This is a genomic window from Achromobacter spanius (genome assembly GCF_002966795.1).
Taxonomy (GTDB): Bacteria; Pseudomonadota; Gammaproteobacteria; order Burkholderiales; family Burkholderiaceae_B; genus Achromobacter; species Achromobacter spanius_D.
In genome coordinates this window covers 4,318,336-4,340,600 of sequence record NZ_CP023270.1, presented here as the reverse complement: position 1 = coordinate 4,340,600, position 22,265 = coordinate 4,318,336, and the positions used below count along the sequence as shown (strand labels likewise).

Genomic DNA, 22,265 nt, shown 5'->3' with positions numbered 1-22,265 from the left:
GAAAATGGCGATGCATCAGGCTAGTACTTCACTAGTTGCCGCTGCGGTGGTGATTGGTGGGGCGGCTTGCTGGTTGTTGCGGGCGAGGCGGTGAGTTGGATAGCGGTGGGGTCTTGGGCGTTGGGGCGCTTTGTTTTGGCGGGCGGGTCGTGTGATGTGCGACGGGCATGGGGCTTTTGACGCCCGGCGCGGCGCCGGGCTCCGGTGGCTTGCACTTGTCGGGCGCTGGGGCCGGCGGGGTTCTTTAGGTTCTTTCCAGCGTCTGTGTGGGTATGGAGCACTTTGCGGGGCCCGCCCCACGACGGCCGCGCGGGCGGCCTGGTGGGGCTTACGCGGTGTCTTGCGTCTGCCGATTACGCTTCGCGCTCGCGGATGCACGTCTCACATCCGTCAAGATGCGGATGCTCCCAGGTGTCTGACACCCCTACGCGGTGTCCTTCAAACTGCGGGCCGTTATGCGGGGTGTCTGACACCGGCCATAAGAAAAACGCACCTCAACTGGCCGTGCCCGACTTCAACCACGCTGAACACCCGGCCGGTGCCACCGACCCGCTGACGTACATCGCGCCCGAGGCAAATAAGCGCAACTTCTTCGCCGTCGGGATCGCGGTCATCACCCACACTGATCCCTGTGAATCCGCCCAGACGACCCGCGCATCGGTATCCGCCAGCGCCTGGAACATCGCCCCGGGCGATGCGCCGGGCCGCAGCGCGATGACGGTGGTGTCGGCGTCCGCGCGCAGGGGAAAGAGATTCAACACCCCCCCGGCCAGTACGCCTGCAACCAGCATGCTGGCAAACGTCTTGCCCGCCCGCCCTGTCGGCGGCGGGCGGCGATGGTTGCGCGTGCGCCAGCCGTACAGCAGCGGCACCAGGCCGAACACGACGAACCAGGCCAAGTCCCAAACCAGCGGGTTGTCCGCGTCCATCTTGATGCGATGTATGCCGGTGATCCAGTGCGAGAGCAGTGCGTCGATGATGTGCCAGACGCCGAAGCCGATCCAGAAGTGGCCCCAGCGCGGACGGATTGCCGGGCTGGTCGTGGCGGCAGAGCGCGCGCGGTACAACTCGATGAGTCCTGCGGCCGCGACGATATACATGATGGCGTGGAAGACGCCGTCGGCGGCGACCTGGGCGCTCAGGCTGCCGAGCGGGCCGGCCTGTACGTTGGAGAGCAGGTGATGCCATTGCAGGATCTGGTGCAGCAGGATGCCGTCGAAGAAGCCGCCCATGGCGAAGCCCAGCAGGAAGCTGGCGCGGCGCAGGCGGTGGGGAACGGTCGGATCATCGGGAGGGCGGACAAGTTTCATTAGGGCTCCTGGAATAAAGCCCTCCGCAAGCATCGTGCCGATCTCGCGCGGGCCGCGCGGCTTGAAAGCATTGCGCGGATCACCGGCCATTGCGGGGCAAGGCGTAGGCTCGCCGTGGATATTTTTCGACCGCCGTCGCGGGATCTGCGTTGGCTCGTGCGCCCGCGCAAACGTTCTCGATGAATCGTCTCGCGGCATGGCAGTTGCTGCGCCAAGCCTGATCGCGTGTTGCGGTCACGTCAAAGGAGATTCTGATGAAAGCACTTTGCTGGCACGGCAAACACGACATCCGCTACGACACCGTTCCCGATCCCGTCATCGAGCATCCGCGCGACGCGATCATCAAGGTGAGCGCGTGCGCGATCTGCGGATCCGATCTGCATCTGTTCGACGGATTCATGCCCGGCATGAAGTCCGGCGACGTCATGGGTCATGAGTTCATGGGAGAAGTCGTGGAAGTGGGCGCGCAGGCGCAGAACTTGAATATCGGCGACCGCGTGGTGATCCCGTTCACCATCACCTGCGGGGAATGCGACCAGTGCAAACGCGGCAACTTCTCGGTCTGCGAACGCACCAACCGTAACGCGGCACAGGCGGCCAAGATGTTCGGCCACACGACGGCCGGGTTGTTCGGCTACACCCATCTGACAGGCGGCTACGCCGGCGGCCAGGCGGAATACGTGCGCGTGCCGTTTGCCGATTCGACGCACGTGCAGGTGCCCGATGAACTGTCGGATGAACAGGTGCTTTTTCTGGGGGACATCCTGCCCACCGGATGGCAGGCGGCCAAGCAGTGCGACATCGAATCGACCGACACGGTGGCGGTGTGGGGCGGCGGCCCCGTCGGCCAGATGGCGATCAAGAGCGCGATTCTGCTGGGCGCGCGCCAGGTGATCTGCATCGAGTCCGTGCCGGAGCGCCTGCAGATGGCCCGCGATTGCGGTGCGGTCACGATCAACTTTCAGGACGAGGACGTCGTGGAACGGTTGAAGGAGCTGACCAACGGCAAGGGTCCGGAGAAATGCATCGACGCGGTCGGCATGGAGTCGCATGCCAGCAGCTCGATGGAGCATCTGTACGATCGCGTGAAGCAGGCAGTGGGCGCCGAGACCGACCGACCGCACGTGCTGCGCGAAATGATGTACGTGTGCCGGCCCGCCGGCATTCTGTCGGTGCCGGGGGTGTATGGCGGCATGATCGACAAGATTCCGTTTGGCGCGTCGATGAACAAGGGGCTGACGTGGCGCATGGGACAGACCCACGTGCGGCGCTGGACGGACGAGCTGTTGGACCTCATCGTGCAGGGCAGGATCGATCCGTCGTTCGTCATCACGCATCGCGCCAAGCTGGAGGCCGGACCTGATTTGTACAAGACGTTCCGGGACAAGGAAGACCGCTGCATCAAGGTCGTGCTGACGCCTTGAAGTCTTGAGTCAGGGGTCTGGCTGCACGGTGTGGCACAAGGCGTCCAGTTCCCGCGTCACCTCGTGCCAGGACCAGCGGATGAGATCCACGGCCACGCGCTCGCGGGCCGTGAATCCGCCGCCGCTCGCGGCTTCCTCCACGGCGGCATCCAGTTTGGCAAACGGCTCGCCGGTGCTGCACATGGGCGCTTCGGCGCCCTTGTCGCGAATCACCCGGGCCAGCCCGTCGATCTGCTGCCGCGCCGCCTGCGCGACGTCGTGCAGCGCGGGGCCCAGACGGCGGCAGACGTTGTCGGTCAGTTCCATGCCGCCGACGCGTTCCATCAAGGGCACGGTCAGCCACAGTTCTTCGATCCGTTCCTGCAGCCGATGGGCCTGCGTGTCCGCGCCCAGAATACGAACGGGCACCGATCGCGACTGGCTCGCCATGTCGCGAGCGCGCCAGTGGGTACGTTCCAGCGCGGGCTTGTCGCGCGGCCGAGGGCGGGCACGCCCTTCGTTGACCGCGGCTGCCCACTCGACCAGCAGCTCGCCGTAGAGCTGCAGCGAGGCGGCAAGGTTGTAGCGCATGCTGTATCGAGCCGACAGGGGCAGCACCGCGAAGGCGGCAAGAATTCCGGCAATGGACCCCACGACGATGGCGAGCGTCTTGTTCACCGCGCCGGCCACGATGTCGGCGTCCGGCGTGACGGTGAGGATGGTCGCGGTGACCAGGCTGTAGTTCAGCGTGGGCCAGCGGATCGACAGGCATGCGGCGGCGCCGACGCCGGCCACGATGGCCCACGGCGCGGGAATGTTGGCGGCGTGGGCCAGCGGCACGAGCGTGATGCCCAAGGCCACCCCGATCAGCGCGCCCAGGATGCGGGCAGCGGCCTCGCCGACCGTGCCCTCGAGCGTGGCGCGCACCACAAAGAGGGCGGAGAAGGCGCCCCAGGCGACGTCGGGCATCTGCCACCACGTCATCCAACCGTAGGCCAGCAGCACCGCCGCGACGGTTTGCAGCGGAAGGCGGACGTTGTCCTCGGCGATGGCGGCGCGGTAAGCGGCAGCACGTTTCGACAGATGGGAAAAGAGTGGGCTCATCGGCAACTGTTCATCTACAACATGCAGGCATGGCGCGGCGGCTTTGGCATCGCTCGCGGACTGCTTGAAATACGGCACCCACATGGCAGCGACCGCACGCTGAAGGCCGCGTGCGGTCGCTGAAGGTGCAAGGAATGCCCAGGTGGGCAGGCTCAGGAATCGGCTTTGTTGGGACGTCCGTACGGATCCTTGCCCGCCGGCGCTTGCGAGCCGCCGGCGGGGTATCCTGAGTTGGTGTCCGGGTCCTGGTTCACTTCCCCCGTCGGCGGTCCGTCCTCCGTCGGTTGGCCCGTGAAGCCGGTCTCGGCACGATCGACATGCGGAGACGGCGGCGGATTGGGCGCGGGAGCGGGTTTCGAATCGGTCATGAGATGCCTCTTGTCTGATGGATAGGATTGCGCCGAACGGTTGAAGTGTCAGCCACAAGAACGATCCAGACGCGCATGGCGGATTCGCAAATCGCGTGCCTGGGCGGGCACGCGCTACCCGCCCGTCGCGCGGGCTCGCAAGCCCGCCCATCACGGGCAGTCACAAGCTCGCGCCGAAAGCGCAAGGCCGGACGCGGCGCGGTAAAAATTCCCGTGGCATGGCTTGGTTTACGCGGGGGATGCGCAGACGAACGCCAGCTTGTTGCCTTCCGGATCGCGACAGTAGGCCGCATAGAAATCGGCCGCATAGTGCGGGCGCAGCGCCGGCGCGCCTTCATCGGCTCCGCCTTGCCGCAGGGCTTCTTCCCAGCATTGCTGGACGACCTGCGGCGTGGGCGCCTCGAAGCTCACCTGGCAGCCGTTGCCCCAGGTTGCAGGCAGCCCATTGAAGGGCGGGGCCACGACGAACGACGGCCAGCGCGCCGTGTCCGCGCGCCAGATCACGCCGGCGGGTCCGGCCTCTTCGATGCTGTTCTCGCGGCGCAGGCCGAGCGGGCGCAGGACGGCATCGTAAAACCGCACCTGCCGCTGCCAGTCGCGGGCGCCCAATTGGATGTGGGTATACATGGCGGAAACAACCTTGCGGCGCCGCGGGGCGCCGCAAGGTTCGGTGGCATCAGGCCAAATTGTGATACTTGCGCCCGATTTCCATCGTGGCGCGGTAAAAGCCTTCCTTGCTGCCGCAGTCGTAGCGCACGCCGTCGTACTCAAAGCCGAACACCTTGCGCGACTTGAGCAGGGCGGCGATGCCGTCGGTCAGCTGGATTTCGCCGCCCACGCCCGCCTGTGTGGCTTCCAGCAGCGGGAAGATCTCGGGCTCCAGAATGTAGCGCCCGACCACCGCCAGATCGGTCGGCGCATCCTCGGGCTTGGGCTTTTCCACGATGCCGGTCAGGCTCATGACGCCATGCGACTTGCGGCTGCCGGACACGATCCCGTACTGGTGCGTATTGGTCTTGGGCACCTGCTGGATCGCCAGGACGCTGCCCTCGAACTCCCGAGCCACCTTCATCATTTCGCCAATCACGGGAGCGTCCGCATCTATCATGTCGTCCGCCAGCAGCACGGCGAACGGTTCGTTGCCTACAATAGTCGCCGCGCAGAGCACCGCATGACCCAGCCCCAGGGCGGCGGGCTGTCGGGTGTACACGCATTTGACGCTGTCCGGGATGACGTTGCGAACGGTTTCGAGCAGGGCGTTTTTGTTTTTCGCCTCCAGGTCGTACTCCAGTTCGGGCACCCGGTCGAAGTGATCCTCGATCGCCCGTTTGTTGCGGCCGGTGACGAAGATCAGTTCGGTGATGCCAGCCGCGACCGCTTCCTCGACTGCATATTGGATCAGCGGCCGGTCTACGATGGGTAGCATTTCCTTGGGCATGGCCTTGGTGGCGGGAAGAAAGCGGGTGCCGAGGCCCGCGACGGGGAACACAGCTTTACGAATCGGTTGCATTGCGAAGGCCCTCTATGCCCGGACGGCGCCTGGAATGGACCGCCCACTGACTGCGTTACAGCAAATTCCGTGCCCGTCTGGCCATTGCTGTAACAGAATTACGTGTACGGCACGGCATTTGCTGAGCGCATTGAGAATGAATAAACACGCAGGTGGGGACATTGCATGACTTCTTTACCGGATTTTTCGTCCGAAGATCGCTATCGCCTTCTGGTAAGCGCAGTGCGCGATTACGCCATCTACCTTTTGGACGCCAACGGCCGCGTAAGCAGCTGGAATCCCGGCGCGGAGCGTTTTAAGGGCTATAGCGCGGACGAAATCGTCGGTCAGCACTTTTCCGTTTTTTACACACCTGAAGACCGGAGTGCCGGCGTGCCGGAGCGCGCGCTGGAGACGGCGCGGCGTGAGGGACGCTTCGAGGCTGAAGGCTGGCGCGTGCGCAAGGACGGCAGCACGTTCTGGTGCAGCGTGGTTATCGACCCGGTCCACGATGACCGCGGCGTTCTCGTCGGCTACGCCAAGATCACGCGCGACATCACCGAGCAGAAGGAGCGGCGCGAGCAGCTTCAGGAAGCGCGCGACTCCATGCACCACGCCCAGCGGATGGAGGCCATCGGCCGCCTGACTGGCGGTGTCGCGCACGACTTCAACAATTTCCTGACCGCCATCCGCTTTTCGGCCGAATTCATCAAGCGCTATCCCGAGCTGCCCCCCTCGCTGATGCGCTATGTGGGCATCATCATCGACACCACCGAAAAGGCGGCCCAGCTGACGCGGCAGTTGCTTGCCTACGCCAAGCGGCAGCCGCTGCAACCGCACGCGTTTGACGTGCGCGACAGCCTGGCGTCGATGCGCCAGCTCTTCGAAACCTCGGTCGGGTCGTCCGTGGCGATCAGCTACGAGTTCGGGCCGGGCGACTGCACGATCTTCGCGGACCCGGGGCAACTGGAATCAGCGTTGCTCAATCTGGTCATCAATGCGCGCGACGCCATGCCCTCCGGTGGCCACCTCAAGATATTGGCTCAGGTCGTACCGGACGCGTCGGAACTGGAAGGCCACACCAAACTCAACGGCCCGCATGTGGCCCTGTCGGTGCAGGATTCCGGGGCCGGGATTGCGCCGGGCGTGCTGGCGCACGTGTTCGAACCTTTCTTCACGACCAAGGGCCTGCACGAGAATTCCGGGTTGGGCCTGAGCCAGGTTCAGGGCTTCGTGCAGCAGTCCGGCGGCGACGTGACGGTGGACAGCACCGTGGGCAAAGGAACCACCTTCACGCTCTACCTGCCGGCGGTTAAGGCCCCCGGCGTGGAGGACAAGACCCCCGCTGCGGGCGTCATGGTCAACGTGCCGGTGCGCCGCCAGGTGCTGCTGGTGGAAGACAATCGCATGGTCGGCGAGGTGGTGTCGGCGTGGCTGGCGGAACTGGGCCAGGACCTCACCTGGACGCTCGATGCCGAGAAAGCCCTGCATGAGCTGGAACAGCGCGACGGCGGCTTCGACCTGGCGATCCTGGATCTGGTGCTGCCCGGCATGAACGGCATGGACCTCGCCCGCCGGATTCGCGACCGCTGGCCCGGCATCCGGATCGTGCTGGCCAGCGGCTACAGCGATGCGATGGCGGGGCCGCGGGCGTTGGGCTTTCCGGTCATGCAGAAGCCGTACTCCGTCGACGCGCTGATGCAGGTGCTGACCGAGGACGCGCACACGATGCCGTGAGGGTGGGGCTAAACGCCCCGAAAGCGGTTGTGCGCCCTGCGCTTGATGACGCTGATCTCCCCGTCCGGCTCCATATAGGCGCGGCGCACCTCGGATACCTCAAGTACGCCTTTCATCCGAAGCTGGCTCATCAGCTCCTCTTCGGTCAGGTATTCGCGGCGCAGCGCCCGCCTGGCGATCACGCCATCGCGCACCAGGCACACGCGGTCCGCTTCAAGCAGACGCCCGATCGGCTTGCAGAAATAGCTGACCCGGTCCACCAGCACGGTCCAGCCGATGATCGTCGAGATCAGCACCATGCCGTCCAGAATGGACTTGTATTCGCCCGCCATCGCGTTCTGAGCGGCATCGGCGATCAGAACCAGCACCAGCATGTCGGCTACGCCCAGCGATCCAACGTCACGCCGTCCGGCGATCCGCAGCAGCACAAAGATGAACCAATAGACGATCGTCCCGCGGATGAAGATTTCCAGCGGGGAGACCGAAAATGTAAACATCGCCGACCAATCCGGGTCCATCGTGGCGTCTCCGTGCGACCATCGTCAAGTCGCGAGCAAGTGGCGTGCCCGGGATAGCCTGCCGACGGGGCATGCGGCAGAGCCACGAATCAGACCCTGGGGCCGCGCGGGAACACGGATTGCTGCGCCAATACGCCAATGCAAAGGATTGACCATGGAAACAGGAACGACGTCCCCGCGCGCGCGGGATGCCATCGCCCGGGAATTGGGCGTCACCACGGCGTTTGATGCGGCCGCAGCGCTGGAGCAGCGGATTGCGTTCCTTGCCGATTACCTGACGCGATCGGGCCGAGCAGGCTATGTCCTGGGCATCAGCGGCGGGGTGGACTCCACGGTGGCGGCGCGGATCGCGCAGCTTGCCGTCGAGCGCGTCCGCGGGCAGGGGAAACCGGCCACATTCGTCGCGGTGCGCTTGCCGTACGGCGAGCAGCGCGACGAGGAGGACGCGGCGCAAGCGCTGGACTTCATCGCGCCCGACCGCCGCATGCGTGTCGATATCAAGCCGGCCGTGGATGCGCAGCGCGACGCGCTGCGCGCCGCGGGCCTTGAGTACGCGGACGATGCTGCCGAGGATTTTGGCGCGGGAAACATCAAGGCGCGGCAGCGCATGATTGCCCAGTACGCCATTGCGGGCGCGCTTGACTGCCTGGTGATCGGCACGGACCAGGCCGCCGAGGCGTTGATGGGGTTTTTCACGAAGCATGGCGATGGCGCGGCGGATGTGCTGCCCCTGCGCGGCCTGACCAAGCGGCGGGTGCGCGCGCTGGGATCGCTGCTGGGGGCGCCGGAACGGCTGGTGCTCAAGGTGCCGACCGCCGATCTGGAGTCCTTGCGGCCGTTGCGCCCGGATGAGGACGCGTACGGTGTCACATACGCGCAGATCGACGGCTATCTGGAAGGCGAGGAAGTCGCCGACGACGCGGTCGCGGTGATGGAGCGCCAGTACCGCGCCACGGCGCACAAGCGGATGCTGCCGCCAGGGCCGATTGAGTGATTCGAAGACGCTGCGCGACGATGGGGAACATCTGTCTTCGAGGCCGCTTTTGCGGCACTTCACGCACACCGGCGGCTGTATCATGGCGGATACCCCCACGCACGCAACTACAGGCTAAACATGTCCGAATCGCCGTCCGTTCCCAACAATAGACCGGGAGTCGCCCGAAGCGACCTCACCTTCCCGGTGGTCGGGCTGGGGGCCTCGGCCGGGGGGATAGACGCGCTCAAGACTTTCTTCTCGAACATGCCGGCCAAGCCCGGCATGGCGTTCGTCGTCGTGGTGCATCTGTCTCCCGACCACGAAAGCATTCTCGACAAGATCCTGCAAGCCAGTACCGGCATACCCGTCAAGCAGATCACCAAGCCGGAACCGATCCAGCGCGATCATATCTACGTGATTCCCCCGGCGGCCTCGCTGTCCATGAACGACGGATATCTGCGGGTGTCGCATGGCGGGGCGGGGCGGCTGCTCGGCCGCCACATCGCCATCGACGAATTCTTCCGCACGCTGGCCGATGTCCATACGACCCACGCCGTGGGCATTGTGCTGTCGGGCGGCGGTTCGGATGGCTCGGTCGGCCTGGCACGCATCAAGGAGCAGGGGGGCGTGACGTTTGCCCAGCTGCCCGACGAAGCCGAGCACGACACGATGCCGCGCAACGCGATTTCCACCGGCATGGTCGATATCGTGCTGCCGGTGGCCACCATGCCGGAGCGGTTAAAGCAGATCGCCGACAACATGCAGAGCATCCATCTGCCGGTTCTGGCGGACGACACCTCGGAGTTCATCGACGGCGAGCAGACCAAAGAGGCGTCGCATCAAGATCGAAATGCGCTGCGGGAAATCCTTGCCCTGCTGCGGGCCCGCACGGCGCACGATTTCCGCCACTACAAGAAAGCCACGGTGCTACGCCGGATCGAGCGCCGCATGCAGGTCACGGGTGTGTCCACCCTGGTTGAATACTGCAAGCTGCTTCAGGAGCGCATCGACGAGACGCCCAAGCTGCTGTCCGACATGCTGATCGGCGTCACGCAGTTCTTCCGCGACAAGGACGCGTTTGCCAATCTGGACGAGTTTGTGCTGCCCAAGTTGCTCAAGGGACTGGGCGATTCGCCGGATGCGGTGCTGCGCGCGTGGGTGGCCGGTTGCTCCACGGGCGAAGAAGCCTATTCGTTGGCCATGCTGCTCAGCGCCCAGGCGGATGTGCTTGCCCAGCCGCCCAAGATCCAGATCTTTGCCACCGACATCGATGAAAACGCGCTGATGATGGGCCGCGCCGCGGCGTATCCGATGGCGATCAAGGGTGACGTACCCGATGCGATGCTGCAGGCCCACTTCAGCCGGCAGGACAATGAATACCGCATCAAGAAAGACATCCGCGAGCGGGTGCTCTTTGCCGTTCACAACATCCTGCGCGATCCGCCGTTTTCCCGGCTCGATCTGGTCAGTTGCCGCAACCTGCTGATCTATCTGGACCGCGAGGTGCAACGCGACGTGCTGCGCATGTTCCATTTTGCGCTCAAGCCCGGCGGCTTCCTGTTCCTGGGCAGCTCCGAATCGGCCGATGCCTGCCCGCAGCTCTTTCAGGTGGTCGACAAGCGCCACCGGATCTACGTCGCTCGGGAAACGCCCGCGCAGCTCAGCAGCATGCCGGAGCTGATCGACGGCGGGCTCAGCCACGTCAGGCCGATCCATGCGTCGGCGGCGCCGGTCCGCCAGACCAAGGTGTCTTACTCGGCGGTGCATCAGCGTGCGCTCGAGATGTACGCCCCGCCCAGCGTCATCGTCGACGCCAACAGCGACATCGTGCACATCTCTGACCGCGCCGGCCGTTTCCTGCGCCATGCGGGCGGTGAGCCGTCGCGCAACCTGCCGTCTTCGGTGCATCCGGAATTGCGGACCGAACTGCGCACCGCGATGTTCCAGGCGCTGCATTCGCGCAAAAGCGTCGAGGCGCGGCGCGTCAAGATGACCTTTGCCGACCGTCAGACCTACGTCAACATGGTGGTGCGGCCGTTCCGGCACGAGGAGTCTGCCAGCGACTACATGCTGGTGCTGTTCGACGAAGTCGAAGACGTCATGAGCGCCGATGGCCACCATGGCCCCACCAGCGGCTCTGCGGCGGTGCTGACCCAGCTGGAGGCTGAACTGCAGCGCACCAAGGATCAGTTGCAGGCAACCATCGAGCAGGCCGAGACCTCAACCGAAGAGCTCAAGGCCTCCAACGAAGAACTTCAAGCCATCAACGAAGAGCTGCGCTCCACCACCGAAGAGCTGGAGACCGGCAAGGAAGAGCTGCAGTCCGTCAACGAAGAACTGATCACGGTCAACGCCGAGCTCAAGACCAAGGTCGACGAAACCGCCAAGATCAACGACGACCTGCAGAACCTCATTGCGTCCACCGACATCGCCACGGTGTTCGTTGACCGCATGATGCGTATTCAGTGGTTCACGCCCCGGGCCTCCGATATCTTCAACGTGATCCCCAGCGATGCCGGCCGTTCGGTGCTGGACATCACGCATCGCCTCGAATATCCGGATCTGGCCAAGGACGCCGCCGGCGTGTTCGAGTCGCTGCGTCCCTTGGAGCGCGAAGTCCACAGCTCGACGGACCGTTGGTATCTGGCGCGGCTGCTGCCGTACCGCAGCGCCGAGCATCGCATTGAAGGCGCAGTGCTTACGTTCATCGACATCACGGACCGGCGCAAGGCGGAAGACCGCGTGCGCCTGGGCGAAGCGCATCTGAAGCTGATGACCGAGAGTGCGCGCGACTTCGGCATCATGACGCTGGATAACGAAGGCATCATCACCAACTGGAACATTGGCGCGGAACTGATGTTCGGCTACACCAGCGCCGAGGCGGAAGGCAAGTCCATCGCGATCATCTTTACCGACGAGGACATCGCATCCGGCAGACCCGCGTACGAGCTGAATCGCGCCAGGAAGATCGGCTACGCCCCTGACGAGCGATGGCATAAGCGTAAGGATGGCAGCCTGGTGTTCTGCACGGGCGGCGTGAACCGGATGGACGACCCTGTCTATCAGGGATTTGCCAAGATCGTGCGCGACGTCACCGACCTGAAATTGCGCGATGCCGAGCAGGAGTCGCGTCTGGACCGCGCGCACGCGGACAGCGTGCTCAAGGACGAGTTCTTTGCGGTCGTGTCACACGAACTGAAGCATCCGCTCAACCTGATTCAGCTCAATACCGAGCTGCTGGCCCGCACACCGGCGGTGCGCAATTTCCCGCCGGCGGCGCGCGCCACGGACCTGATCCAGCGTTCGGTCAAGGGCCAGGCCCGCATCATCGACGATCTGCTGGACCTGTCGCGCGTCCGCACGGGCAAGCTGGCGCTGAACAAGTCGATCATCGATGTCGTGGCTATCTCGAAGAACATCCTCGAAGTGCTGAAGCCCGTGGCGTCCTCGGCGGGCATCGATCTGCGCAGCGACTTTGATCCCGCGCTGGCTATCTACCTGGATGCGGACCCCGTGCGCATTGAGCAGGTGATCTGGAACCTGCTGAACAACGGGATCAAGTTCACGCCTGAGGGCGGTTCTGTCGCGCTCAAACTGGCCGTCGAGAACAACCGTTTAAAGCTGGAAGTCGCCGACACGGGCCATGGCATCGATCCGATGTTCATCGGGCGCGTGTTCGACATGTTCAGCCAGGGCGACGTTCGGCAGAAGACGGGCGCCAGCCCGGGGCTGGGCATCGGCCTGGCGGTCGTCAGCGAACTGGTGGGCGCGCACGGCGGCACGATCCAGGTCCATTCGGATGGCGTCGGACTCGGCGCGCGCTTCACGGTGTGGCTGGACCTCGCGGGTACCCTCGGAACGGAGGATGCGCCGCAAGCCAACGCCGACATGCCGCTGGAAGGGCTGAAGGTGCTTTTGGTCGACGACTCCGAGGACGTCCTGCACATCATGCACGAGCTGCTGGACATGGAAGGGGCCGAAGTGACGGCCGCCTCCAACGGCAGGCAGGCCTTGGAAATCCTGGAAACCGCCCGCTTTGACCTGATGCTTTCGGACATCGGCATGCCCGAGATGGACGGCTATACGCTGATGCGCGCCATTCGCGAGAAAGACGGCGGCGGCGACCTGCCGGCCATCGCGCTGACCGGTTTCGGCGCGAAGGAAGACATGCGCGAGGCCGTCCGCGCGGGCTTTTCCGCGCACGTCAGCAAGCCGGTGTCGTTGGACGACCTGCTTGAAGTGGTCCGCAAGCTGCGACTGCGAGGGTAATCAGCGTTTTTCGGGAAGGGGCCGCCGTGTGCATTGGCCGGCCGCTTTCCCGCTCGCCTTCCGTCGGTAGATTCTTTCTGTTCCCATTTGTCTTGTCTGGCAACAGATCGCATGATCGGCCATTGCGCCCGCCTCGATTTCTCTCCAGCCGTGTTCCCCGGCAACAGTTTCGAACGCTCGGCTTTCGTCCCCGATTGCTCCACGCTGCGAACGAGAAAAGCTTGCACTAACCGCCATCGCTACTTAAGCTGTGTTTTCGCGTCGCGCCCAGCACGTACCGTGCCAGCGCCCGCTGGTGGATGTTCCATCCGCCCCGCTCGACCATGCAGCACGTTTTCAGCCAGTCTTCCTCGTCAACGACATTAAGGATGCTTGTGCGAAAGTCGATGGTCTTGTTCGCTTCACAGAGCGCCCGGCCGACGCCGGGCCAGAGCCGGCCTTGCCCCATTTGGGCAGGTTCCGCCCAGGTCGGACTTTTCCCGATCGGCGGCTTTCTCCGACTTCAACGCGATATCTCCAGGGTGCCTTGCCCCGCCCGCACTTCATAAGCTGCACGTCTGTCCGGCGCGCCCAAACGCGCCCATAAGCTGTCCAAGTTGGGCTCTTGCCCCCGCCATGGGGTAAGGGCAGCGCGAGACCCCGAGTCCGACCGCCTGGGAGTAGTGGATGACGCAAGTAAGCAGCAATGTCCGTCGTGTCATGTTGTATGCCTTGGGTGCATGGACGCTTGCATTGGCGGGATGTGGTGACCGGAACGACGCGGCGGCCGTCACCATTGCGCCGATGAAGGTGTTCGTGATGACCGTCGGCCGCCAGCCGGTCGACCTGAACGTGGATCTGCCCGGGCGGATCGAACCCATCCGCACGGCCGAAGTGCGCGCGCGCGTGGACGGCATCGTCGAGAAGTTGCTTTACACCGAGGGCAGCGACGTGCAGGCCGGCGACCCGCTGTTCCAGATAGACCCCAGCGACTACAAAGCGCAATTGGCGCAGGCCAACGCCATGCTGCAGCGCGCGCAGGCGGTGCAGAAGAACGCGCGCTCGGTCACGGACCGGTTCCGTCCGCTGGTGCAGCGCCAGGCGGTCAGCGCGCAGGAGTACGAGGCCGCGCTGGCGGCGCTTGGCCAGGCGCAGGCCAATGTGGCCGACGCGCAGGCCGCGGTCACGCTGGCGCAGTTGCGGCTGGACCGCTGCACGGTCAGGGCGCCCATTGCCGGGCGCGTGGGCCGGGCGCTGGTCACCGAGGGGGCGCTGGTCAGCGCGTCGGCTGCGACGCTGCTGGCGCAGGTCAACCAGCTGTCGCCGATCAGTGCCACATTCACCAAGTCCAATACCGCCATCATGGACCTGACCGACTATGCGCGCTCCGGCGCGCTGGCCACGGCGGGCAACACGTTTCCGGTGCGGCTTACGCTGGCCAACGGCCGCGAATTCGGCGAGACCGGCGTTGTGGATTTCGCGGACCTGAGCGTGGACCGGACCACCGGCGCGCAGACCATCCGCGCCCGTTTCGACAACGCTCAGCGGGAACTGCTGCCCGGCCAGTTCGTCAACGGACAGATTCTTGTCGGCGTGCGCCAGGAGGGCGTTCTGATTCCCGCGCGTGCGGCGCGGTTGAACGGCGACACGGCGACCGTGTTCGTCATCGGGCCAGACAACACGGCGGTGCCCAGACAGATCGAGGTGGGTGAGCAAATCTCGGGAAGCTGGCTGGTGCGCCGCGGCCTCGAACCAGGGGAGAAAGTGGTCGTGGATGGCTGGCACAAGATAAGGCCAGGCCAACAGGTTGATCCGGTCGAACAGCAAGCCGCGAAACCCTAGCGGAGTCGGTCATGGGCTCATTCTTCGTCTTGCGGCCGGTATTCGCCTGGGTGGTGGCGTTGTTCCTGTTGCTGTTCGGGCTGATTTCGGTGGTGCTGCTGCCGGTGGAGCAGTACCCGAACATCGCGCCGCCGTCGATCACGATCCAGGCGACCTTCAGGGGCGCCGACACGACCACCATCGACCGCACGGTCACCTCCATCATCGAGGAGGAGATGAACGGGGTCGACAACTTCCTGTACATGGCGTCGGTCAGCCGCGCCAACGGCACGTCGCAGATCACCGTGACGCTGCAGCCGGGCACCGACCTGGATGTGGCGCGCAGCCAGGTGCAGGACCGCCTGAGCCGGGTCGAGCCCCGATTGCCGCAGGAAGTCCGCCAGCTTGGCGTGGCGGTGACCAAGGCGTCGTCCGGGTTCCTGATGCTGCTGGCGCTGCAATCGGAAAGCGGCAACGTTAGCGCCGTCGAGATGGGCAACTTCGCGTCCAACAACATCCTCAACGAATTGCGCCGCATCCGCGGGGTGGGCGACGTGCAGCTGTTCGGCTCGTCGTACGCCATGCGGATCTGGTTGGACGAACGCAAGCTGGCGAGCTTTCAGATGTCGGCCAGCGACGCGATGCGCGCGGTGCAGGAGCAGAACGCGCAAACGATCGGCGGGTCGCTGGGCGATCTGCCGCTGGCGCGCGGCGCGGACTTCAACGCGCAGATCGTGGCGCAGAGCCGCTTTTCCACGCCCGAGCAGTTCCGTCAGGTCATCCTGCGGGTCAACAACGATGGCTCGCTGGTGCGGCTGGGCGACGTGGCGCGGGTGGAGCTGGGCAACGAAAGCTACAACTTCCGGCTCAGCGTCAACGGCAAGGAGGCCGCCGGCATTGCCATCCAGCTTGCCAACGACGCCAACGCGCTGGACGTTGCGCGGCAGGTGCGGCAGCGCATGGCGGAGCTGGAGCCCGTGTTCCCGGTCGGCGTTGGCTGGACCGTGCCGTTCGACACCACGCCCTTCATCACCACGTCCATCAGTTCGGTGTTGGTCACCATGGTCGAGGCGCTGCTGCTGGTCACGGCGATGGTGTTCCTGTTCCTGCAAAGCTGGCGCAGCACGCTGATCCCCACGCTGATCGTGCCGATCGCGCTGATCGGCACCTGCGCGGGCCTGTTCCTGTTTGGCGCGTCCATCAACCTGTTGTCGCTCTTTGGCATGGTGGTGGCGATCGGGGTGCTGAACGACGACGCCATCGTGGTGTCGGAAAACGTCGCCCGCATCATGCAGGACGAAAAAATCTCGGCGCCCGAGGCCACGCGCAAGGCGGTCGGCCAGGTGTGGGGACCGATCATCGCCAGCACGCTGGTGCTGGTGGCGGTGTTCGTGCCGATGGCGATGTTCCCGGGCTCCAGCGGCGCGATCTACCGTCAGTTCTCCATCACGCTGTCGGTGGCGATCGTCGTGTCGACCGTGCTGGCGCTGTCGCTGGGCGCCGCGTTGTGCGCCACGCTGCTCAAGCTGCCGGACGGCGCGCCGCCCAAGGGCAGGATTTCGAAGGGCAAGCAGTGGGTATTTGACAAGTTCAACGGCGGCTTTGACGCGATGACGCGCCAGTATGTGCGGGCGGTGGAACACATGCTGCTGCGGCCGCTGCGCTGGATGCTGATCTTTCTGGGCGTTTGTGGTCTGACGGTCTTTTTGTTTTCGCGCCTGCCGGGCGGCTACCTGCCGCTGGAAGACCAGGGCTATTTCTTCGTGTCGTACACCGGCGCGCCCGGCACCACGGCCGACCAGACCGAGGCCGCCGTGCAGCAGGCCGAAAGCCAGCTTCGCCAGTTGCCGGCCGTGCGCAACGTGGCGTCGGTGGTCGGGTTCAACTTCTTCGGCCAGGGCCAGACGGCCGCGCTGTCGTTCGTGGACCTGCACCCGTGGAGCGAGCGCACGGAGCGCGGCCAGGCGGTCGATGCGCTGGTCGGGCGCAGCAATCTTGCCTTCCGCTCGATTCCGCAGGCGATGATCTTTGCGCTGAATCCGCCGCCCATTCCGTCGATGGGCAACGCGTCGGGGTTTTCGATGAAGGTGCAGGACCGCACGGCGCAGGGCGGCGCGGGGCTGGCCGCCACCGGCGCGGCAATGATCGCGGCCGCCGCGGCCAGCCCCGTGCTGACCGGCGTGCGGCTGGACGGCATGCCGCCGGGGCCGCGGCTGTATGTCGAGATCGACCGGGTGCATGCGCGCGCACTGGGCCTGCAGGTCGCGCAGGTCAATCAGGCGCTGACGCTGGCGTTCGGGTCGAACTACGTCAACGACTTCCTGCATGACGGCTCGGTGCAGCGGGTGTTCATCCAGGCCGAGGCCGATCAGCGCATGCAGCCGCAGGACATTGCCGCCTTGCAGCTGCCGAACAACCGGGGCGAGATGGTGCCGTTCTCGGCGTTTTCGCGGATGCGCTGGATCGACGGCCCGCAGCAGCTGGAACGCTACAACGGCTTTCCGTCGATCACGATCTCCGGCGAGGCCGCCGCCGGCCGCTCCAGCGGCGTGGCGCTGGCCGAGATGGAGGCGATTGCCGGACGCGTCCTGCCGCAAGGCATCACTTACGAATGGACCGGCACGGCGTACGAGGAGCGGCAGGCGGGCAATCAGGTGGCGCTGCTGCTGGGCCTGTCGCTGATCGTGGTGTTTCTGCTGCTGTCGGCGCTGTACGAGAGCTGGTCGGTGCCGGTGTCCGTGCTGCTCATCCTGCCGTTCGGCATTCTGGGCGCGGCCGCGTTCACGCTGGGGCGGGGCATGTCGGCGGACATCTATTTCAATATCGGGCTGGTCACGATCATCGGCCTGGCCGCCAAGAACGGCATCCTGATCGTGGAGTTCGCGCTGAAAGAGGAACTGGAAGGGCGCGACCGCAAGGAGGCCGTGGTCGATGCCGCCCGGCAGCGCCTGCGCCCCATCATCATGACCAGCATCACCTTCGTGCTGGGCATGCTGCCGCTGGTGCTGGCCACCGGCGCGGGCGCGGCCAGCCGGCAGGCGGTGGGCACCAGCGTGATGGGCAGCATGTTGACCGCCACGCTGTTTGGCGTGTTCTTCACGCCGCTGTTCTACATGGTTGCGCGGCGCTGGTCGGGGCCGCGCAAGAATAAGGACAAGCCCGCTGATAATGACAAGCCAACTGCGGGCGTCCCGGCCAAGGCCGAAGAGCGGGGAGAAAACCCATGAGACCGGCGCGCATTGCCATCGTGGCACTCGTTGCGCTCGTGGGCGGGGGGCTGTCCGCCTGCAACTTCGCGCCGGAACACCGCCAGCCAGAAGTCGCGACGCCTGCGGTGTTTCCGGGCGAGATCCCGCCGGACGCCGTGGCGGCGCAGGACGTGACGTGGGAGCAGTTCTTTGGCGATGCGCAGCTCAAGCGCCTGATCGCCCGGTCGCTGGAACTGAACCAGGATCTGGCCGCCGCGACGGCGCGGATTGAACAGGCCCGTGCCTTCTACCGCATCGAGCGCGCCAACCAGTTGCCGCAACTGGACGCCGGCGCGGCCGCGTCGCGCAACCAGCAGCCGCTTGCCGTGCTGGACCCCGCGCTGGCGAGCTCGCGGCAGACGGTGCAGTTCAACCAGTTCAGCGCCCAGGTGATGGTCTCGTCCTTCGAGCTGGATTTCTGGGGACGCGTGCGCAACATGACCGCGTCGGCGTTGCAGCAGTATCTGGCGACGGTGGAAGGTCGGCGTGCCTTCCGTCTGTCGCTGATCGCGAACGTGGCCTCGACCTATTACGACGCCCGGGCCGGAGAAGAGGGCATCGCGCTGGCGCAGCGCACGGTGGAGACGCGCAGCTATGCGCTGGGCGTCGCGAAGGACCGGCTGGACGCCGGTGTGACGTCGCTGGTGGACTTTGAGCAGTCGGCCATCCTGCTGACGCAGGCGCAGACCCAGCTTGCCGAATGGCAGCGGGCCACGGCGGCGCACTGGAACCGGTTGTGGGTGCTGGTGGGCGAAGACCTGCAGCGGGAGATGACCGGCGGCCAGCCCATCGAGGCGGCGGGGCAGTTCGACGCGCTGAGCCCTGGCCTGCCGTCGTCGCTGTTGATCGTCAGACCCGACATCCGCCAAGCGGAGAACCGCCTGCGCAGCGCCAATGCCAACATCGGCGCCGCGCGCGCGGCCCTGTTTCCGCGCATCGCGCTGACCGGTTCGCTGGGCTATGCGTCCACCGAGCTGTCCGACCTGTTTTCTTCGCCCAGCCAGATCTGGAACATCGGCGCGGGGATCGGGTGGCCGATCTTCGATTACGGGCAGCGGCGGGCAGCGGTGGACCTGGCGACGGCGCAGCGAGACGAGCTGATCGCCAACTACCGCAAGACGGTGCAGACGGCGTTCAGCGAAGTGGCGACCGCGCTGGAGAACCGCAAGCGCTTCCAGGAACAGGTGACCGCGCAGGAAACGGCGATCCAGGCGCAGCGCCGGCTGGCCGAGACCGCCGAGCTGCGCTACATGAACGGCATCTCGATCTACCTGGAAGTCGTCGACGCCCGGCGTGGTTTGTTCAACGCGGAGCAGCAGATGCTGACGCTGCGGGCCTCGCAGCTTCAGAACGGCGTGTCGCTCTATGTGGCGCTGGGAGGCGGGGATGAGCAGCCGGTGGTGGTGATGGCGGGATCGCCGCCAGGCACGGGGGCGCCGGCTGTTGAGGTGCCGGCTGTTGAGACGCCGGCGACCCTGGCCCCCGTTCCGCCGCCCGGCGTGGGAGCCGCGCAGTGAACGCCGGCAAGCCCGTCAGCACCGGCCAGCGACCGTGGTGGCGCCGGTTGCGCAAGGCCGTGTTCATCATCGTCGGCCTTGCCGTGCTGGTCGTCGTGACACTCATGGGCGTGCGCCTTTACGACATCCAGCAGGGCCCGCCGCTCGCCGCCTGGCACACGTATGTGCCGCAAGAACTCGACGCCGAACGCCTGGACCGAAGCACCTGGGACGACTACCTGGCGCACGAGGACGCGCTCTTCACGCTGGTCAGGCAGAACGTGGGCGACAAGCTGCTGCCCGAGGACAAGGTGGACAGCAACCGCTATTTCGCGGACGCCAAGGTGTATCCCGAACACTTCGCGCACGACTGGAATCGCTCGTTCGTGCTGACGCCGCCCGGCGAACCCCGGGGCGTGGCCGTGCTGCTGCATGGCCTGACGGATTCGCCCTACAGCCTGCGTCACGTCGCCGCGCATTACCAATCCGTCGGCTACGTGGCGATCGCCATCCGGATGCCGGGCCACGGCACGGTGCCGGGCGGCCTGACGGACGCGCACTGGGAGGACTGGGCGGCGGCAACGCGCCTGGCGGTCCGCGAAGCGCGCCGCCGCGTGCCCGCGCCCAAGCCGCTGCATATGGTGGGTTTTTCCAACGGCGGGGCGCTGGCGCTGATGCACACGCTGGACGCGCTGGACAACCCCAAGCTGGACAAGCCCGACCGCCTGGTGCTGCTCTCGCCGATGGTCGGCATCACGTCGTTCGCGCGCTTTGCGGGCGTGGCCGGGCTGCCCGCGATCCTGCCCGCATTCGCGAAGGCGGCATGGCTCAGCATCGTGCCGGAGTTCAACCCTTTCAAGTACAACTCGTTCCCGGTCCATGCGGCCCGCCAGTCCTTCGAGCTGACGCAGACGCTGCAGGACCGGCTGGTCGCGCAGCAGCGATCCGGCGGCCTGGAGCGGCTGCCGCCCATCATCACATTCCATTCGGTACTGGACTTCACGGTCAGCACGCGCGCCCTGATCAACGCCCTGTACGCGCGCCTGCCCGCCAACGGCAGCGACCTGGTGCTGTTCGACCTGAACCGCGCCACCAAGCTCGGGCCGCTGTTCCGCCGCGGCGTGGCGTGGCAGTTGGCGGGCACGTTGCCCGGCGAAAAGCGCAACTACCGCCTAACGCTCGTCACCAACGCCAGCCCCACGTCCAGCGCGATGATCGAGCGCGTCATCGAACCGAACGCCACCGCGGTCGTGGAGCGCGCCATCGGCATGGACTACCCGCGCGAGGTCTATTCGCTGTCGCACGTGGCGCTGCCGTTCCCGACCGACGACGCGCTGTACGGCACGCATCCGGACAACATCGAGGAATTCGGCATCAGCCTGGGCGCGATGTCCATGCGCGGCGAGGTCGGGGCTTTCGTGATCGGCATGGATACGCTGACCCGGCTGACCTCCAATCCGTTCTATGCCTATCTGGTCAAACGCGTTGATGGGGTGATACCAAGATGATGGCCTTCGCACTGTCCGGCATTTTCGCCATCCTGCTGCTGGGTCTTTTGTACCTGGCCAGCCCGGTGTTCATCCCGCTGACATTCGCGCTGTTTGTGATCTGCCTGGTTGCGCCGCTGCGCCAGTACCTGGGCCGAAAGATGCCCGCGCCGCTGGCCGCGATTCTGGTGCTGGTGGTGACGCTGGTCGTCTCGGTGGTGTTCCTGTCGCTGGCGGCGTGGGGCTTCAGCCTGGTGGCGCAGTGGGTCATTGCCAACGCCGCGCGCTTTCAGCGGCTGTTCACGCTGGAGACCGAAACGCTGCATCCGCATGGCGCGATGGCGATCCAGATGTTCCAGGACAGCTTCAACGTGTCGTGGCTGGTCCGGGCGATCCAGGAGGTGGCGCTGCGGATCAACAGCATGCTGGGCATGATCTTCATCGCCTTCGTCTTCATTGCGCTCGGGTTGTTCGAGCTGGACGAGGCCCCGGGCCGGCTGACCCGTCTGCTGGGCGAGGCGCGGGCGCAGCGATGGAGCGCGATTGCGCGCGAGGTTGCCACCAAGCTGCGCTGGTACATGGTGATACGCACCGTCGCCAGCGTGCTGACCGGGGTGACGGTCTGGCTGTTTGCGATCTACGCCGGGCTGGAACTGGCGACCGCCTGGGGCGGGCTGGCGTTCCTGCTGAATTACATCCCGTTTCTCGGACCGCTGGTGGCGACAGTTTTTCCGGCGTTCTTCGCGTTCGTGCAATACGGATCGCTGCAGACGAGCATTCTGGTGCTCGTCGTCTTGAACTGCATCCAGATCGTCTACGGCTGCTATCTGGAGCCTCGGCTTGCCGGAAGCGCGTTTTCGCTGTCGCCGCTGATGGTGATGTTTGCGGTGTTTTTCTGGGGGTTGGTGTGGGGCATACCGGGTACGTTCATCGGCGTGCCCCTTCTTATCACGATGACCACGGTGTACGGCGCCGGCCGCAGTCTGCGCGTCACGCGCGGCTGAGCCGCCTGCCCGGGGCAGCATCCGGGAAGGCGGCCGACCTGCTCACGTCTTTGCTC

15 protein-coding genes are annotated in these 22,265 nt (G+C 65.6%); 9 read left to right on the top strand and 6 right to left on the bottom strand.

What is annotated here, in order from left to right:
• Positions 1 to 494: 494 nt before the first annotated feature.
• A complete protein-coding gene (locus CLM73_RS19555) occupies positions 495 to 1,400 on the bottom strand; it encodes a DUF2243 domain-containing protein (protein WP_234015682.1) in 906 nt (301 codons plus the stop codon).
• Between the two features lie 164 nt (positions 1,401 to 1,564).
• On the opposite strand from CLM73_RS19555, the gene CLM73_RS19550 reads away from it, so the two are divergent.
• Positions 1,565 to 2,734, top strand: a complete 1,170-nt coding sequence (locus tag CLM73_RS19550; RefSeq protein WP_105239842.1) for a zinc-dependent alcohol dehydrogenase — start codon at positions 1,565 to 1,567, stop codon at positions 2,732 to 2,734.
• Positions 2,735 to 2,743: 9 nt separating this feature from the next.
• Here the strand turns inward: CLM73_RS19550 and CLM73_RS19545 are convergent, their stop codons facing one another.
• The 4 genes from CLM73_RS19545 to galU form a co-directional block, all read right to left on the bottom strand.
• Positions 2,744 to 3,817, bottom strand: coding sequence for an FUSC family protein (locus CLM73_RS19545; RefSeq protein WP_234015681.1), 1,074 nt, complete (start codon positions 3,815 to 3,817; stop codon positions 2,744 to 2,746).
• 152 nt (positions 3,818 to 3,969) lie between these two features.
• Positions 3,970 to 4,185: a hypothetical protein gene (locus tag CLM73_RS19540; RefSeq protein ID WP_105239841.1), complete on the bottom strand. Its 216-nt coding sequence runs from the start codon at positions 4,183 to 4,185 to the stop codon at positions 3,970 to 3,972.
• A gap of 228 nt (positions 4,186 to 4,413) precedes the next feature.
• A complete protein-coding gene (locus CLM73_RS19535) occupies positions 4,414 to 4,812 on the bottom strand; it encodes a VOC family protein (protein ID WP_105239840.1) in 399 nt (132 codons plus the stop codon).
• 49 nt (positions 4,813 to 4,861) lie between these two features.
• Positions 4,862 to 5,695, bottom strand: a complete 834-nt coding sequence (gene galU / locus CLM73_RS19530) for a UTP--glucose-1-phosphate uridylyltransferase GalU (protein WP_105239839.1) — start codon at positions 5,693 to 5,695, stop codon at positions 4,862 to 4,864.
• Positions 5,696 to 5,860: 165 nt separating this feature from the next.
• On the opposite strand from galU, the gene CLM73_RS19525 reads away from it, so the two are divergent.
• A complete protein-coding gene (locus CLM73_RS19525) occupies positions 5,861 to 7,411 on the top strand; it encodes a PAS domain-containing sensor histidine kinase (RefSeq protein ID WP_105239838.1) in 1,551 nt (516 codons plus the stop codon).
• An 8-nt stretch (positions 7,412 to 7,419) separates the two neighbouring features.
• On the opposite strand, the gene CLM73_RS19520 is transcribed toward CLM73_RS19525, so the two are convergent.
• Positions 7,420 to 7,929 (bottom strand): DUF421 domain-containing protein, encoded by a 510-nt coding sequence (locus CLM73_RS19520; RefSeq protein ID WP_105239837.1) that lies wholly within the window; start codon positions 7,927 to 7,929, stop codon positions 7,420 to 7,422.
• A 154-nt stretch (positions 7,930 to 8,083) separates the two neighbouring features.
• On the opposite strand from CLM73_RS19520, the gene nadE reads away from it, so the two are divergent.
• From nadE to CLM73_RS19480, 7 genes are all read left to right on the top strand, one after another.
• On the top strand, positions 8,084 to 8,923 hold the full coding sequence (gene nadE, locus CLM73_RS19515; RefSeq protein WP_105239836.1) for an ammonia-dependent NAD(+) synthetase: 840 nt from the start codon (positions 8,084 to 8,086) through the stop codon (positions 8,921 to 8,923).
• Between the two features lie 120 nt (positions 8,924 to 9,043).
• Complete coding sequence (locus CLM73_RS19510; protein WP_105239835.1) at positions 9,044 to 13,174, top strand: CheR family methyltransferase; 4,131 nt, start codon at positions 9,044 to 9,046, stop codon at positions 13,172 to 13,174.
• A 666-nt stretch (positions 13,175 to 13,840) separates the two neighbouring features.
• Positions 13,841 to 14,995 carry an efflux RND transporter periplasmic adaptor subunit gene (locus tag CLM73_RS19500; RefSeq protein WP_105239833.1) on the top strand — a complete coding sequence of 385 codons (1,155 nt, stop codon included), beginning with the start codon at positions 13,841 to 13,843 and terminating at the stop codon, positions 14,993 to 14,995.
• Between the two features lie 11 nt (positions 14,996 to 15,006).
• Complete coding sequence (locus CLM73_RS19495) at positions 15,007 to 18,201, top strand: multidrug efflux RND transporter permease subunit (RefSeq protein WP_234015680.1); 3,195 nt, start codon at positions 15,007 to 15,009, stop codon at positions 18,199 to 18,201.
• Positions 18,198 to 19,739 (top strand): efflux transporter outer membrane subunit, encoded by a 1,542-nt coding sequence (locus CLM73_RS19490; RefSeq protein WP_105239832.1) that lies wholly within the window; start codon positions 18,198 to 18,200, stop codon positions 19,737 to 19,739. Before CLM73_RS19495 ends, CLM73_RS19490 begins: the two co-directional genes overlap by 4 nt.
• Complete coding sequence (locus CLM73_RS19485) at positions 19,736 to 21,226, top strand: alpha/beta hydrolase (RefSeq protein WP_199778174.1); 1,491 nt, start codon at positions 19,736 to 19,738, stop codon at positions 21,224 to 21,226. The genes CLM73_RS19490 and CLM73_RS19485 overlap by 4 nt, the downstream gene beginning before the upstream one ends.
• On the top strand, positions 21,223 to 22,209 hold the full coding sequence (locus CLM73_RS19480; RefSeq protein WP_105239831.1) for an AI-2E family transporter: 987 nt from the start codon (positions 21,223 to 21,225) through the stop codon (positions 22,207 to 22,209). The genes CLM73_RS19485 and CLM73_RS19480 overlap by 4 nt, the downstream gene beginning before the upstream one ends.
• Positions 22,210 to 22,265 lie beyond the last annotated feature (56 nt).

Coding starts and splice junctions, on each gene's coding strand:
- CLM73_RS19555 (WP_234015682.1), bottom strand. CDS start 1,400: ATGGCCGGTGATCCGCGCAATGCTTTCAAGCCGCGCGGCCCGCGCGAG.
- CLM73_RS19550 (WP_105239842.1), top strand. CDS start 1,565: ATGAAAGCACTTTGCTGGCACGGCAAACACGACATCCGCTACGACACC.
- CLM73_RS19545 (WP_234015681.1), bottom strand. CDS start 3,817: ATGAGCCCACTCTTTTCCCATCTGTCGAAACGTGCTGCCGCTTACCGC.
- CLM73_RS19540 (WP_105239841.1), bottom strand. CDS start 4,185: ATGACCGATTCGAAACCCGCTCCCGCGCCCAATCCGCCGCCGTCTCCG.
- CLM73_RS19535 (WP_105239840.1), bottom strand. CDS start 4,812: ATGTATACCCACATCCAATTGGGCGCCCGCGACTGGCAGCGGCAGGTG.
- galU (WP_105239839.1), bottom strand. CDS start 5,695: ATGCAACCGATTCGTAAAGCTGTGTTCCCCGTCGCGGGCCTCGGCACC.
- CLM73_RS19525 (WP_105239838.1), top strand. CDS start 5,861: ATGACTTCTTTACCGGATTTTTCGTCCGAAGATCGCTATCGCCTTCTG.
- CLM73_RS19520 (WP_105239837.1), bottom strand. CDS start 7,929: ATGGACCCGGATTGGTCGGCGATGTTTACATTTTCGGTCTCCCCGCTG.
- nadE (WP_105239836.1), top strand. CDS start 8,084: ATGGAAACAGGAACGACGTCCCCGCGCGCGCGGGATGCCATCGCCCGG.
- CLM73_RS19510 (WP_105239835.1), top strand. CDS start 9,044: ATGTCCGAATCGCCGTCCGTTCCCAACAATAGACCGGGAGTCGCCCGA.
- CLM73_RS19500 (WP_105239833.1), top strand. CDS start 13,841: ATGACGCAAGTAAGCAGCAATGTCCGTCGTGTCATGTTGTATGCCTTG.
- CLM73_RS19495 (WP_234015680.1), top strand. CDS start 15,007: ATGGGCTCATTCTTCGTCTTGCGGCCGGTATTCGCCTGGGTGGTGGCG.
- CLM73_RS19490 (WP_105239832.1), top strand. CDS start 18,198: ATGAGACCGGCGCGCATTGCCATCGTGGCACTCGTTGCGCTCGTGGGC.
- CLM73_RS19480 (WP_105239831.1), top strand. CDS start 21,223: ATGATGGCCTTCGCACTGTCCGGCATTTTCGCCATCCTGCTGCTGGGT.